This window comes from Streptomyces sp. C1-1, assembly GCF_050214755.1.
Taxonomy (GTDB): domain Bacteria; phylum Actinomycetota; class Actinomycetes; order Streptomycetales; family Streptomycetaceae; genus Streptomyces.
This window is the reverse complement of sequence record NZ_CP189826.1, coordinates 2028047-2041607: the sequence shown is the minus strand read 5'-3', so window position 1 is coordinate 2041607 and position 13561 is coordinate 2028047. Positions and strand designations below refer to the sequence as shown.

12 protein-coding genes, 1 tRNA gene and 1 pseudogene are annotated in these 13561 nt (G+C 72.1%); 8 read left to right on the top strand and 6 right to left on the bottom strand.

The window, feature by feature from the left end; genetic code table 11:
* Positions 1–48 precede the first annotated feature (48 nt).
* From rpmG to ACQF4J_RS09305, 4 genes are all read left to right on the top strand, one after another.
* Positions 49–213, top strand: coding sequence for a 50S ribosomal protein L33 (gene rpmG / locus ACQF4J_RS09320; protein WP_142144673.1), 165 nt, complete (start codon positions 49–51; stop codon positions 211–213).
* A gap of 44 nt (positions 214–257) precedes the next feature.
* Entirely contained in the window at positions 258–518 is a 261-nt protein-coding gene (locus tag ACQF4J_RS09315; protein ID WP_351573535.1) for a type B 50S ribosomal protein L31, read from the top strand.
* The gene (ykgO, locus tag ACQF4J_RS09310; RefSeq protein ID WP_351573538.1) at positions 515–637 is read left to right on the top strand and encodes a type B 50S ribosomal protein L36; all 123 of its coding nucleotides are present in this window, start codon (positions 515–517) and stop codon (positions 635–637) included. The genes ACQF4J_RS09315 and ykgO overlap by 4 nt, the downstream gene beginning before the upstream one ends.
* Before the next feature lie 83 nt (positions 638–720).
* Complete coding sequence (locus ACQF4J_RS09305) at positions 721–1467, top strand: cobalt-precorrin-6A reductase (protein WP_427165452.1); 747 nt, start codon at positions 721–723, stop codon at positions 1465–1467.
* Positions 1468–1509: 42 nt separating this feature from the next.
* Here the strand turns inward: ACQF4J_RS09305 and ACQF4J_RS09300 are convergent.
* The 3 genes and pseudogenes from ACQF4J_RS09300 to ACQF4J_RS09290 all read right to left on the bottom strand — a co-directional run.
* Positions 1510–1704 (bottom strand): annotated as a pseudogene (locus tag ACQF4J_RS09300) (MFS transporter); the annotation flags it as partial.
* 68 nt (positions 1705–1772) lie between these two features.
* Positions 1773–2549 (bottom strand): precorrin-6A synthase (deacetylating), encoded by a 777-nt coding sequence (gene cobF, locus ACQF4J_RS09295; protein ID WP_351573544.1) that lies wholly within the window; start codon positions 2547–2549, stop codon positions 1773–1775.
* A 74-nt stretch (positions 2550–2623) separates the two neighbouring features.
* Positions 2624–3151, bottom strand: coding sequence for a DUF309 domain-containing protein (locus tag ACQF4J_RS09290; protein WP_351573547.1), 528 nt, complete (start codon positions 3149–3151; stop codon positions 2624–2626).
* Between the two features lie 100 nt (positions 3152–3251).
* Between ACQF4J_RS09290 and ACQF4J_RS09285 the strand changes: the two genes are divergently transcribed.
* Positions 3252–3325, top strand: a tRNA-Pro gene (locus tag ACQF4J_RS09285).
* A 148-nt stretch (positions 3326–3473) separates the two neighbouring features.
* Here the strand turns inward: ACQF4J_RS09285 and ACQF4J_RS09280 are convergent.
* Positions 3474–5663 carry an MMPL family transporter gene (locus tag ACQF4J_RS09280; RefSeq protein WP_351573550.1) on the bottom strand — a complete coding sequence of 730 codons (2190 nt, stop codon included), beginning with the start codon at positions 5661–5663 and terminating at the stop codon, positions 3474–3476.
* A 199-nt stretch (positions 5664–5862) separates the two neighbouring features.
* Positions 5863–6984 carry a PP2C family protein-serine/threonine phosphatase gene (locus ACQF4J_RS09275; protein WP_351804432.1) on the bottom strand — a complete coding sequence of 374 codons (1122 nt, stop codon included), beginning with the start codon at positions 6982–6984 and terminating at the stop codon, positions 5863–5865.
* A gap of 272 nt (positions 6985–7256) precedes the next feature.
* Here ACQF4J_RS09275 and ACQF4J_RS09270 point away from each other — a divergent pair, with 272 nt between their 5' ends.
* A complete protein-coding gene (locus tag ACQF4J_RS09270; protein ID WP_427165451.1) occupies positions 7257–8864 on the top strand; it encodes a fibronectin type III domain-containing protein in 1608 nt (535 codons plus the stop codon).
* A gap of 54 nt (positions 8865–8918) precedes the next feature.
* Here the strand turns inward: ACQF4J_RS09270 and ACQF4J_RS09265 are convergent, their stop codons facing one another.
* On the bottom strand, positions 8919–9680 hold the full coding sequence (locus ACQF4J_RS09265) for a TetR/AcrR family transcriptional regulator (protein ID WP_427165450.1): 762 nt from the start codon (positions 9678–9680) through the stop codon (positions 8919–8921).
* Between the two features lie 183 nt (positions 9681–9863).
* Here ACQF4J_RS09265 and ACQF4J_RS09260 point away from each other — a divergent pair, with 183 nt between their 5' ends.
* Both ACQF4J_RS09260 and ACQF4J_RS09255 read left to right on the top strand, forming a co-directional pair.
* Positions 9864–12530 carry a DegT/DnrJ/EryC1/StrS family aminotransferase gene (locus ACQF4J_RS09260; protein ID WP_351585041.1) on the top strand — a complete coding sequence of 889 codons (2667 nt, stop codon included), beginning with the start codon at positions 9864–9866 and terminating at the stop codon, positions 12528–12530.
* A gap of 74 nt (positions 12531–12604) precedes the next feature.
* Complete coding sequence (locus ACQF4J_RS09255; RefSeq protein WP_427165449.1) at positions 12605–13558, top strand: LCP family protein; 954 nt, start codon at positions 12605–12607, stop codon at positions 13556–13558.
* Positions 13559–13561 lie beyond the last annotated feature (3 nt).

The window sequence follows — 13561 nt, the reverse complement described above, 5'->3', positions numbered from 1 at the left end:
TGACATGCTCGGATCAAAGATCCGTGGCGTGGGCGAAGGGAGGACCCCATGGCTCGCAGCAAGGCGCGCCCCGTCGTCACGCTGAGGTCGACGGCCGGAACCGGCGTCACCTACGTGACCCGCAAGAACCGTCAGAACCAGCCCGACCGGATGGTTCTGCGCAAGTACGACCCGGTCGCCGGGCAGCACGTCGAGTTCCGCGAGACCCGCTGAACGAAGACCGCCCGCCCCAGGCCGCTCCCAAGGAGGGAAACCCCGTGAAGCCCCGCATTCATCCCGACTCCCGGCTCGTCGTCTTCCGTGACCGCGCCGCGGACGTCGCGTTCCTGACCCGCTCCACCGCCGACTCGCCGCGCACGATCGAGTGGCGGGACGGCAACACCTACCCGCTGATCGACGTCGAGATCTCCTCGGCCAGCCACCCCTTCTACACCGGCAACCAGCGGGTTGTGGACACCGCCGGCCGAGTCGAGCGCTTCGAGCGCCGCTACGGCCGTACGAGGAAGGCAGCACGATGAAGGTGCGCAAGTCACTGCGCTCGCTGAAGGCCAGGCCCGGCGCCCAGGTGGTCCGCAGGCGCGGCACGGTCTTCGTGATCAACAAGAAGGAGCCGCGTTTCAAGGCCCGCCAGGGCTGACGCGGGCACCGAACGTGCAGGGCGGCCCCGCCTGGGGCCGCCCTGCACGGCGTTCCTCCCGGTCGGCCTCGTACGCTCACCCCATGTCCCCCCACGTGCTGATCCTCGGTGGTACCGCCGAGGCCCGTGAACTCGCCGCCGCGCTCGTGGCCCGCCCCGGTCTGCGCGTCACCACCTCTCTCGCGGGGCGGGTGACGCGGCCGGGGCCGCTGGCCGGGGAAGTACGCGTCGGAGGTTTCGGCGGAGCCGAGGGGCTGGCCGACTGGCTGCGCGAGCAGCGCGTGGATGCGCTGGTCGACGCCACCCACCCCTTCGCCGAGGCGATCACGGCCAACGCGGCACGCGCGGCCGGGGCGACCGGCGTACGGGCCGTCGTACTGCGCCGCCCGGGCTGGCGGCCGGACCCCGAGGACCGCTGGCACACCGTCGCGTCCCTCAGTGAGGCGGCGGACCTGCTGCCGCGCTTCGGGCCCCGGGTGTTCCTGACCACGGGACGCATGGGACTGTCCCACTTCGCTCATCTGGCGGACCGTCACTTCGTGGTGCGCTCGGTCGATCCCCCCGAACCCCCCATGCCCCCGCACACCGAAGTCCTGCTGGCCCGCGGCCCGTTCACCGTCGCCGACGAGCTGACGCTGCTGCGCGAGTACCTGATCGACGTCCTGGTGACCAAGGACAGCGGGGGAGCGGCGACGGCCGCGAAGCTGACGGCGGCCCGCCGGCTCCGCCTGCCGGTCGTGATGGTGGCCCGTCCGCCGCTGCCGGACGGGGTGGGCGTGGCGACGGACGTGGCGCAGGTGCTGGCGTGGCTGGGACTCGACTCGCCGTGACTCGCCGAGGGAACGGGCGGCGCTCAGCCCGTGCCGCTCGAGCTCCCGCAGCGGGATGACGTCGGCGATCAACGCCATGGCCGTCACCATCAGCCCGCCCGCGCCGACGCCCTGCATCGCCCGCCAGGCGATCAGCAGCGACATGTTCGTCGCCAGACCGCACAGGAACGAGCCGGTGATGAACACGACCGCCGAGACCTGGAAGACCACCTTGCGACCGAACGGGTCGCCGAACCGGTCCGCCCGGGTGGCCCTGACACCGTCGTACGGGCGGCCCCGAGCACCGGTCCGGGGGGCCGCGAGGACTACCGTTGCCCGGGGTGGCGCCGCAGCAGGTACGTGTCCATGATCCAGCCCTTGCGCTCGCGCGCCTCGGCGCGCAGCCGCTCGATCCGCGGAGCGGCCTCGGCGATCGGACCGGAGACGAGGATCTCGTCCGGGGTGCCGATGTACGCGCCCCAGTAGATGTCGATGTCCTGGTCCGCGTACCCCCGGAAGGCCTGGTGGGCGTCCAGCATCACCACCACGTCGTCCACGCCCTCCGGGAAGCCCTCCGCGAGCCGCCGCCCGGTGGTGATCTGGACCGGGCGGGCGACCCGGTTCAGGCCCGTGCGGTGCCGGGCGACGAGCGCCGAGACACTGCTGATGCCCGGCACCACGTCGTACTCGAAGGCCACGGCGCCCCGCTCCAGGACCTCCTCCAGGATGGCGATCGTGCTGTCGTAGAGCGCCGGGTCGCCCCAGACCAGGAACGCCCCGCTCTGCCCCTCGCCCAGTTCCTCGGCGATCAGCCGCTCGTAGATGCCGGCCCGGGCGCTGCGCCAGTCCCCGACGGCGGGGGAGTACGCCGAGCCGCCCGCCCGCCGGTCCCGCTCCGGATCGCGGGCCTCGACGATCCGGTACGACGCCCCCTCGGGCATGTGCGCGTCGAGCATGTCCCGGCGGAGCCCGGTGAGGTCGCTCTTCACCTCGCCCTTGTCCAGGACGAAGAACACGTCCGTGCTCCGCAGCGCCTTGACCGCCTGCAGGGTGAGCTGGTCTGGGTCGCCCGCGCCGATACCGATGACATGAATCTTTCGCACCCCCCGAGTCTGCCGCACGCCACCGACGGCCCGGACACCGCGTCCGGGCCCGGGGAGGAACGGCTTGCGGTGCGTCAGACGCCGGCCTGCCCCCGAAGCCGTGGCGCCCGCTCCGCCGCGTCGACGGCCGCCCCGCCCCGCTCCACGGTGTCCGCCAGCTCCCGCGCCCAGGCGGACAGCCCCGCCAGATCCATCCCGTACGGCTGTCGGCGCCGCGAGTCCGCCGCCCAGGCCGACACGGCTCCGGCTCCCCTCCGTAGCAGCCGGGCGCCGCCCGTGACGTTCCCGCGGGCCGAGTGGGTGAGGCCGACGGCGAGCTGGGCGAGGCCGCGCCACAGTTGACGTTCCTCCTCGGGGCCCGACTTCCAGGCGTCCTCGAAGACCTCGTGCGCGTGGAAGGGCTTGCCCTCGGCCAGCAGCGTCTGCGCCTCGACGACGGTCTCCTCCGGCGTGCGCACGACCCCCTCGGGCTGCCGGGCCACACCGGCCGCCCCATAGGGCAGCGGCCGCCCGAGGCCGTCCCTGGGCCGGGCGTTGCGCGCCCGCCCCTCGCCGTCCCGGTCCCGCGCGTCCACCGGCCGTCCTGAGGAAGTGCTGCCCATACGCCGATTGTCGCGCGCCCGGTGCCCCCTTTCGGCCCCGCCCCCCACGTGAGGTAAAGTGCTGTTCGCGCGATCACGCGGTTCACCGCGGAAAGCGCACCGGGACGTGGCGCAGCTTGGTAGCGCACTTGACTGGGGGTCAAGGGGTCGCAGGTTCAAATCCTGTCGTCCCGACGGTCACGATGTCTCAGGACATCGAAAGCCCCCGAACCTGTCGGTTCGGGGGCTTCGTCGTGTTCACGGACCGGGAGCGACCTCGGCCGGGCACCACCGCGCGGATGATGCCCGGCCCCTGAGGCCGTGTCAGCCGGTGGGCGGCACGCTAGCCGCGCCGCCCCGCCGAGTCCTGGCCGACCGTGTCCCGGCGGTCACCGGAGACCGGCATCGCGCCGGCGTGCCCGGCGCCGGAGACCGCCACCGGCTCCGCCCGGTCCGCGTGACCGGGCCACCACGCCGCGTGGCCGATGAGCGCGGTCAGGCTCGGCGTGAAGAACATCGCCATCACGAAGGCGGCGACCGCGATACCGAAGGAGACCGCGAAGCCCATCTCCGTGAGCAGCGCGTTGCCCGCCAGCATCATCGTGGCGAACGTGGCCGCCAGGATGAAGCCGGCCGCGGCCACGGTGGGACCGGCGTGCCGGAGCGCCATGCCGGCCGCCTCGCGCGGTTCGCGGCCCTCGCGGGCCTCCTCCCGCAACCGGGCGATCATCAGGATGTTGTAGTCCGTGCCGATGGCGACCACGAAGAGATACATGATCACCGGGAGCATGAACATCAGCCCCGACTTGCCCTGCGCCTCCTGGAAGATCCACACCGTGGCGCCGAGCGTGGCACCGAAACCGAGGCCCACGGAGGCGATCAGGTACCAGGGGGCGACCACGCTGCGCAGCAGCAGACCCAGGATCACCATGATCAGCAGGGCGGCGACGGGGAAGACCGTCCGGTAGTCGTGGGTGACCGCCGCGTCGATGTCCTTGTAGATCGAGGACATGCCGCCGACCAGGGCCTTCGTGCCGTCGGGAGCGTCGGCGTGCGCGACGTCGCGGACCTTGCCCACCGCGTCCAGCGCCTTGTCCGTGGAGGCCTCGTACTTGAGCGTGACGGTGAAGTCCGCGGTGGTGCCGGCCTTGTTCACCTGTGTCATCCGGGCGTTCGCGACGCCGTCCACGGCGCCGAGCTGCCTGGCGTACGCGTCGAAGGTGCCCTTGTCCAGCGGCTTGCCGTCGGTGCTGGAGAGATAGACGTCGGTGGGGGCGGCGGCGCCCGCCGAGTACGCCTTCTGCATCTCGTCCTGGACGACCATCGACTCCTTGGTCTTGGGCATGGAGCCCGCGGCCAGGTCGAACGTGGCGTTGAAGCCGAGCGTGCCGAGCGACAGCGCGACCAGGACGAGGCCGGAGACCGCGGCGGTCAGCGCCGGACGGCGTTCCACCCCGCGCCCCAGCGCGGCGAACCGGGCGTTCTCCGGTTCGCGCTGCCAGGACTTCGACGGCCAGAACACCTTGGGCCCGATCAGCGAGACCACCGCCGGGATCAGGGTCAGGGCGGCGAGCAGGGTGACGGTGACCGCGATGGCGAGCGCCGGGCCCATCTGCTTGAGGAAGCCCAGCGTCGACAGCACCAGCGCGAAGAAGGCGATGATGACCGCGCCGGCGGCCGAGGCGATGGCCTCACCGACCCGGCCGACCGCGTTGACCATGGCCTGCTTCGGTTCGTCCCCCGTTCGCAGCCGTTCGCGGTAGCGGAACATCAGGAACAGGAAGTAGTCCGTGCCCACGCCGAACAGCACGACGATCAGGATCGACGAGATGGAGCTGTTCGCCTGGAGGTCGAACAGCTTTGTCGCGTAGGCGATCAGCCCGTTGGCGATGGCGGACACCAGGCCGATCAGGAACAGTGGCAGGACGGCCAGGATCGGCGCCCGGAAGATGATCAGCAGCGTCACCAGAATGATCACGAAGGTGCCGATGCCGATCAGTGCCTCGCCGCGCTTGGACGAGTCCTGCTGGTCGAGTGCCTGCGCGGCGGAGCCGCCCAGTCCGACCTCCAGGTCGGTGCCCCTGACCAGTTGCTTGACGTCGTCGCGCAACACCTTGGCGGCGTCGGCCTGCTTGGGCTGGCCGGCGTTCTTGCTGTCCATCTGGACCAGGGTCAGGGTGTACCTGCCGTCCTGCGACGGCCGGCCCGGGACGACCTTCTGCACCTGGTCGATGTGCTTGTCGCCCAGTTCTTTGGTGATCCGGACGACGTCCTGCTTGTCGGCGGCGGTCAGCTTGCCGCCGTCGGTGCGCTGGTACAGCGCGATGGCGGACGGGGTGAAGGCGCTGGGGAACGCCTTCGCCTGGAGGTCCGCGGCCTTGATCGATTCGTAACTCTTCGGCAGAAAACTGCTCTCGTCACTGCTGGACGGCAGGCTCGGAGCGGTGGCGACGATCGCCACCGCGGCGATCAGCCATGCCACGATCGTCCAGACGGGATGTCGGACGACGACATTGCCAATACGTCGGAACATGCGGGAGGGTCCTCCTGGTCAGGAAGATCACCGCAGCCCGGGGAGCGGACCCTGGCATCGGCGACCTCGGCCGGCCCTCGGGGCACTCCCTCCCCTCGGGACGACCGAATGGTTGTCTCAGGTGTCAAGACTAGTGATGCTCATGACCAGTGGTGCCAGGTGCCCTCTCGAACCCGAGTGGGAATCGAGGGGCGTCCGTTCAGCGGTGGGTCGCGCGGCGGACGGTGAGGATGGCGATGTCGTCCTGTCTGCGGTCCTCGCCGCTGAAGGCGAGGGCGTCCTCGTACAGGGCGCGGGGCAGTTCGGTGGGGGAGAGGCCGAGGTGCTTCGACAGGCGCTCGTCGAGCGGGTAGAAGGTGCCGTCGTCGGCCCGGGTCTCCGTGAGCCCGTCGGTGGTCAGCAACAGGGTGGAGCCGGCCCGGAAGTCGAACCAGTCGACCGTGGTCGGTACCACGGCGAGTTCGGCGAGGCCGAGAGGGACGCCCGTGTCGAGCGGCGGCGCGGTGACGAGCCCGTCGTGCATCAGCAGCGGCGGGACATGCCCGCAGTTGACGATCTGTGCCTCCTGCTCCGCGTCGATGCCGAGGATGAGGGCGGTGACGAACCGCTCGTCCTCACCCGTCTGCTCGGCATAGGAGTTGTGGCGTACGACGGCGGCGTCCAGGGCGTCCACGAGCGCGGTGAGGGTCGGCTCGCGGTGGGCGGCCTCGCGGAAGGCGCCGATGACGGCGAAGGCGGCGCCGACGGCGGCCAGGCCCTTGCCCTGCACATCGCCGATCAGCACCCGGGTGCCGAAGGGCGAGGCGACGACGTCGTAGATGTCCCCGCCCACGAGGCGGTCCTCCTGGACGGGTTCGTAGACGCCGTTGACCAGGACGTCGTCGGTGACCAGGGGCAGGGGGTGCAGGATGTGCCGCTGCATGGCGGCGGCGGTGGAGCGCAGCCGCAGCATCTCGCGCTCGCGTCCGACGCGGCGGTGGCAGGCGTAGACCGAGATCCCGCCCAGGCCGAGGGTGAACAGGACGAGCAGCACCCGGTCGAGCCAGTGCCCGTCGAGGGGAGCCCGTAGCACCACGGTGGCGGTGACGACCAGGGCGGTCCAGGCGGCGACGAACGCGGTCTGCACCACCGTGCACAGCGCCGAGGCCGTACCCGGCAGGAACACCAGCAGCCCGAGCAGCCACACCTCGGACCCGGACAGGTTGCTGAGCACCTCCACCAGCACCGTCACCGCCACCACGGCGGCCACCACGTCGATGTTGCCCGGCGGCTCGATGGCATCGACGGCTTCGACGGATCTCTTGCGACGGCTACCGGTCATGAGGGCTCCCGGGCAGATGGTGATCTCTTCGTACGTTAGGCCAGGTCGGGCCGAATTCACCCGCCGGGCGGAAGTTGTCCCGCCGGACGGTGCGGCTGCTCCGGTCCGGACGGGCCGCCCGCCACCCTGTGACGCGTCCCGTGTACCGCTCGTGCGAAGGACGTGAACCAGCCGTGCCACCATGCCGAAGACTGCCGTCCGCCGTTTCCAGATTCGTCTCGAGAACCCTTTCCCGGCTCGTTCCGCGCGTCGTCTCCAGGTGTGCCGTCGCCGTGGCCCTCGCCATGGCCTCGCTCGTCGCCCTGCCGACCGCGGCCCAGGCGGCCACGCCGGCCTTCGTGCAGGGCAGGGCGTTCTCCACCGGGGGCCGGGTGTCCTCCCTCCCGGTCGCCCTCACCGGGAGCGTGGGGTCCGGCGATCTCCTCGTCGGCTGGTTCGCCGAGTACAACGCGGCCGGACAGGTGCATGTCTCGGACAACGTCAACGGCGCCTGGACCCGGGCTCCGGGGTCGACCGCCTTCCAGAACGACACCGGTGACATCGCCCTCTACTACCTGCAGAACGCCAAGGCCGCCCCGGGCGGGGTGACCGTCACCGTGTCGGCCAACGCCCCCGCCTACCTCCAGGGCTCGCTCGCCGAGTACTCCGGGGTCGCGGTCGCCGGCCCCCTCGACGCCGTCGTCTCCAACCGAGGCGTGGGCACGTCCGTGGACACCGGCCCCACGGCCGCGGTGGCCGCCGGCGAACTGGTCTACTCCGCACTGGTGACCGGCAGCTCGCCGGGCAACGTCACCCCGGGGTCGAGCGGCGGGGTCGCCTACACCCAGCGGGCGCGCACCGGTTCGGGCTCGGCCTTCGAGGAGGACATCACCTCGGCGACGGCCGGGCCGCAGAACGGCCGGGCCACCCTCGCCAACTCGTCCGACTGGTACGCGGTCGTCGCGACCTTCCGGCCCGCCACCTCGGACTCGCAGCCCCCGACCACCCCGACCGACCTGCGCGCCACCAGCGTGTCCTCGACGAGCGTCAGCCTCGCCTGGTCCCCCTCGACCGACAACGTGGCCGTGACCGGCTACACCGTGTACCGGGACGGTGTCGCGATCGCGACACCGGGGCCCACCACGACCTCGTACACCGACACCACGGTCGCCGGCGGCCAGACGTACAGCTACACCGTCGACGCCTTCGACGGCGCCGGCAACCACTCCGCCCGGGCCACAGCCATCCAGGTGACGACACCGACCTCCGCGCCGGCGTTCGTGCAGGGGGCCGCAGACTCGCCGGGCACGAGGGCGACGTCGGCCACGCTCACCCTGCCGTCCCCGGTGGGCGCCGGCCACCTCCTGGTCGGCTGGTTCGCCCAGTACGACGCCCAGGGGCAGGTACAGGTCTCGGACAACGTCAACGGGGCCTGGACCCGGGCGCCCGCCTCGGAGCACTTCAACAACGGCGGCGGGGACATCGCGCTGTACTACGTGCAGAACACGCGCGCGGCGACCTCGCTGACCGTGACCCTGAGCGCCTCCACCGCGACCTACCTGCCGAGCGCGGTCGCCGAGTACTCCGGAGTGGCCACGTCCAACGCTCTCGACCAGACGGCGGTCGGGCGCGGGGCCGGCACCTCCGTGGACTCCGGGTCCACCGCGGCGATTCCCGGCGGTGAGCTGGTCTTCGGCGGGATGATCACGGGCGGCCAGCCGCTGACGGTCACCCCGGGCAGCAGCCAGGGAGTGCCCTTCACCCTGGAGGTGTACAACGGCAGCAGGTCGTGCGTGATCGAGGGCATCCTCTCCAGCGCGGCCGGCACCCAGAACGCGCGGTTCGGCCTGGCCACCGCGTCCGACTGGTACGCCGTCGCCGCGACCTTCCGCCCCGCCTGATCCGGCCCGTCCCGGTCGTCGGCCCGCACCCCTCGGTGCGGGCCGTCCGGTCTGTCACGAGGACGTCTGTTCCTCCGCGGCCCGCATGAACCGGTCGAGCAGGGCGTCCAGCCCGAGGGCCAGTCCCTCGGGTCCGCCCTGTTCGGTGAGCGCCGGGGCGGCCCGCCGCAGTCCCGGCAGATCCTGGGGCGGCATGCGGTGCAGGCCGAGGCGGAACGCGGGGTCCTCCTCGTCCGGGTTGTCGACCATCGGCCGCAGCTCGACGGACACATAGCCGAGCAGCCAGGCGGTGAAGGCCCGGAATAGGGCGGCCGTACCGGCGTCGTCGAGGCCCGCCCGCCGCAGCAGGTCGAGCACCCGCTCGTGGTCCTTCAGCACGGCCAGCGGACGGCGGGCCAGGGGCACCGCCAGCATGCGGGTCGTGAGCAACGGGACGACATGGGGATGCGCCAGACACACCTCGTAGGTGGCGCGGGCGATGCGGTGGAGTTCGGTGCGCCAGGCGGACTCCGCGCTCGCGACCGGACCGGCGGCCAGCCGTTCCGCCAGCTCCAGGTAGAGGGCCTCCACCAGCCCGTCCAGGAGGACCTCCTTGCCGGCCGCGTACCGGTACAGGGCCATCGCCTCCACGCCGAGCTCGGCGCCCAGCCGCCGCATGCTCAGCGCCGACAGGCCCTCGCGGTCCACCAGCTCCAGGGCACTGGCCAGCACCCGCTCCCGGCTCAGCCGCCCGTAGCGGCCCCGGTCGCTCGCGCGCCGTGCCGGACCCGCTCCGGTCTCCGCGCCCGTCCTGCGCGCGGCCTGCTCCTTGGCCATGGCCTGCCTCCCAGGCGATCCGTGCACCCAGTGTCCCGCTTCTGTGTTGACTCGGGACCCTTCACGGCGCAATGTGTACGTATACGTCGTAAATATACGCATTTCGCGCACGCGTCACGTGGGCTTTCGGCCGGCGTGTCGCCTCTCCTTTCCGAAGGAGAGGCCGAAGTGGGGAGCAAGGACATGACAGTGCAACCGCAGCGGCTCCCGGCGTCGGAGGTACCCTTCGCCACGACGTGGATCAGCCCCGACGCCCGCGAAGCCGTACAGCGCGTACTCGCCTCGGGCTGGGTGACCACGGGCCGCGAGACGCAACTCTTCGAGGAGGAGTTCGCGGCCTACGTCGGCGCCGGGCACGCGGTCGCCGTGAGTTCGTGCACGGCCGCCCTCGAACTCGCCCTGCGCGCCCTTCGGCTGCCGCCCGGCGGGACCGTGCTGGTGCCCGCGATGACGTTCTGCGGGGCCGCCCAGGCGGTCCTGCACGCCGGACTGCACCCCGTGCTGGTCGACGTGGACCCCCGTACCGCCATGGCCACGCCCGCCACGGTCGCCGAGGCCACCCGGTCGTGCGGACAGCCCCAGGCCATGATGGTGCTGCACTACGCGGGCGCCCCGGCGCCGGTGGCCGAACTGGCCGAGGCCGCGAGACTGCCCCTCACCCGCGTCGTGGAGGACGCCGCGCACGCTCTGGGCACCTCGGTGGGCGACCGCCCCGTCGGCGCTCTCTCACGCGCGACCTGCTTCAGCTTCTACGCCACCAAGAACCTGCCCATCGGCGAAGGCGGCATGGTCACCACCGACGACCCCGACATCGCCGAGTGCATCCGACGTACCCGGCTGCACGGCATGTCGGCCGACGCCTGGCGGCGCAACCTCCCCGGCGGGAGCTGGCGTTACACGGTCGAGGAAGCCGGTCTCAAGGCCAACATGACCGACGTGCAGGCCGCCGTCGGCCGCGCCCAGCTGCGCCACCTCGACGACTGGCAACGGCGCCGCCACGACCTGGCCGCCCGCTACGAGGCCGCGCTGGCGGTCGTGCCGGGACTCCAGGCCCTCGGGTCCGCCACGCCAGGACGGCACGCCCGGCACCTTCAGGTGGTGCGGGTGACCGAGGACTACGGAACCGAGCGGGACGAGCTGATCGACCGGCTCGGCGAGCGCGGCATCGGCACCTCCGTCCACTTCGTGCCGCTGCACCGGCTGCCGTTCTTCCGCGGCACGGCGACCGTTCCGCCGGGCGGCCTGCCCGGGGCGGACGCGCTGTTCCCGCAGCTGCTCTCCCTGCCCCTGCACCCGTCCCTCGAAGAAGAGGCCGTCGACCAGGTCTGCGCCGAGCTCCACCGATACGCGACCATCGCCCCCGCCCGGCCGGCCTGGCCACGGCGGCCGGGCGGCCTGCGCACCCTCGTCGTCGGCGCGGGCGAGGCGGGCCGGGCGCTCGCCCGCGACCTGGCCCGCACCCCGGAGTTCGGGCTCGACCCCGTCGGCTTCCTCGACGACGACCTGACCAAACACCGCCCCCGCACCAACGGGGACCTGCCCGTCCTCGGCGAACTCGACGACACCGGCACGACGGTGCTGCAGCACAGGATCGAGGCGGTGGTGGTCGCCATCCCAGGCCTGCGTCCCGCCCGCTTCCGCCGCGTCGCACGGGCCGCCGAGGCCGCCGGCGCCAGCGTGCGCTACCTGCCGTCCTTCATCGCCGCACTCCGCCGTGACGTGGTCGGCAGCGACATGCGCTCCCTGGACGTCCACGAACTGATCGGGCGCGCGGAGGTGCACGTGGTCAGCCCCGAGGCCCGCTCCACCGTCACCGGACGACGCGTGCTGGTCACCGGGGCCGGTGGCTCGATCGGCAGCGAACTCTGCCACCAGGTGCGGGCGTTCGGCCCCAGCAGGCTGTACCTGCTCGACCACGACGAGTCCAACCTGCACCGGCTGCAGCTGGAGCTCTACGGCGACGCGCTGCGCTGCGACGACATCGTCATCTCCGACATCCGCGACCGCCCCCGTATCGACCAGGTCTTCCGGGAACTGCGCCCGGAGGTCGTCTTCCACGCCGCCGCCCACAAGCACCTGCCGCTGCTCGAACTGCACCCCGGCGAAGGCGTGAAGACCAATGTGCGGGGCACCGAGAACCTCGTCCGTGCCGCGGCCGCCGCGGGCACCGCGCGTTTCGTGCTGATCTCCACCGACAAGGCCGCAGACCCGGTCTCCGTGCTCGGCGCGACCAAACGGCTGGCCGAACTCGTCGTCCAGAACAGCCAGCAGGACGCCCCGCCCGGCACCGTCTTCTCGGCCGTGCGTTTCGGCAACGTCCTCGGCAGTCGCGGTTCCCTGCTGTCGGTCGTGGCCGAACAACTGGGCACCGGCTCCCCGGTGACCGTCACCCACCCCGACGTGACCCGGTTCTTCATGACCGTCGAGGAGGCCGTCGGCCTGGTCCTGGAGGCGGCGCGCATGGCTCATGGCGGCGAGGTGTTCGTGCTGGACATGAGCGGACCGGTGCGCATCGTCGACCTCGTCCGCAAGTTCGCCCGCTCCGTCCACGTACCCGACGTCGACATCCGCTTCACCGGCCTCAGGCCCGGCGAGAAGCTCAACGAGACCCTGTTCTGCGCCCAGGAGAAGCACACCACCACCACCCACCCGCGCATCCTCGCCGCCACCCCCGTCGCCCACCCGCCCGCCCTCGCCCGCCGACTCCCCGCCCTCTACGCGGCGGCGGAGCGCAACGACACCGACGAGGTACGCCGCGCCCTCGCCGGGCTGCTGCCCGGGTTCCCCGCGGCGGAGTCGGCCGAGCTCGCCCGCACCGCCCTGTCCGAGCCGTATCCGGACGACTTCTGATGCCTCCGCCCGGCCCGTGGCCCCCTTGGCCGCCGAGGCCTAGCCCCAAGGCGGACACGCGGTCCCGCCACCGGTTGTTGCGCAGACTGCTGGTGTGCGTGTCGGTCGTGCTGCTCGCCGTGCTGGGCCTCGGTGCGGGCGCCCTGTGGTGGGGCACCAACCACTATGGCGACCAGGTCACCCGCATCCCGGACGCCTTCCCCAGCGGCCCCCGCCCGCCCGCACCCACCGCCGACCACGGCGCCACCACCTTCCTGCTGGCCGGGGTCGACAGCCGCTCCACGCGGCCGACCACCGGCACCCAGGCCACCACCCGGCTGTGGCGCTACGGCGCCCAGCGCAGCGACACCCTCATGCTGGTCCGCCTCGGCGCCGACGAGCGCGTCGTCTACACGATGTCGATACCCCGCGACAGCTGGGTGCCCATCCCCGGACACGGCTCGGCGAAGGTCAACGCCGCGTTCTCCTGGGGCGGCCCGCCGCTGCTCATCCAGACCGTGGAGAACCTCACCGGGGTCCGCGTCGACCACTTCGGCGTCATCGACTGGCACGGCTTCCGCCGCCTCACCGACGCCGTCGGCGGCGTCCGCATCACCGTCCCCGAGGACTCCTACGACCCGGTGCTGCAGGTGCACTTCACGGCCGGCACCCAGGTGATGCACGGCGAGCAGGCGCTGGCCTACGTCCGCCAGCGTCACGGTGTGCCCGGCGGCGAGCTGGACCGGATCAAGCACCAGCAGCAGTACCTGCGCAGCCTGGTCGGTGAGATGCGGGCCAAGGCCCGGCTCACCAACCCGCTCGGCACCGCCCGCATCCTCGACGCGATCACCCGCACCGTGAGCGTCGACGACCGGATGTCCAACGGGGATCTGCGCGATCTCGTGCTCGGTCTGCGGCACCTGGACGCCTCCCACGCCCGGTTCGCCACCGCGCCGATCGTCCGCTCGGAGATGATCCGCGGCCAGTACGCGCTGATCCTGGACAGGGCCGGGCTGCGGGCGATCTGGCACCGGGTCGAGGCCTCTTGAGCG

What these genes read in the sequence shown, in the direction of transcription:
- rpmG (WP_142144673.1), top strand. Translation starts at nt 49, where the DNA reads ATGGCTCGCAGCAAGGCGCGCCCCGTCGTCACGCTGAGGTCGACGGCC.
- ykgO (WP_351573538.1), top strand. Translation starts at nt 515, where the DNA reads ATGAAGGTGCGCAAGTCACTGCGCTCGCTGAAGGCCAGGCCCGGCGCC.
- ACQF4J_RS09305 (WP_427165452.1), top strand. Translation starts at nt 721, where the DNA reads ATGTCCCCCCACGTGCTGATCCTCGGTGGTACCGCCGAGGCCCGTGAA.
- ACQF4J_RS09290 (WP_351573547.1), bottom strand. Translation starts at nt 3,151, where the DNA reads ATGGGCAGCACTTCCTCAGGACGGCCGGTGGACGCGCGGGACCGGGAC.
- ACQF4J_RS09280 (WP_351573550.1), bottom strand. Translation starts at nt 5,663, where the DNA reads ATGTTCCGACGTATTGGCAATGTCGTCGTCCGACATCCCGTCTGGACG.
- ACQF4J_RS09275 (WP_351804432.1), bottom strand. Translation starts at nt 6,984, where the DNA reads ATGACCGGTAGCCGTCGCAAGAGATCCGTCGAAGCCGTCGATGCCATC.
- ACQF4J_RS09265 (WP_427165450.1), bottom strand. Translation starts at nt 9,680, where the DNA reads ATGGCCAAGGAGCAGGCCGCGCGCAGGACGGGCGCGGAGACCGGAGCG.
- ACQF4J_RS09260 (WP_351585041.1), top strand. Translation starts at nt 9,864, where the DNA reads ATGACAGTGCAACCGCAGCGGCTCCCGGCGTCGGAGGTACCCTTCGCC.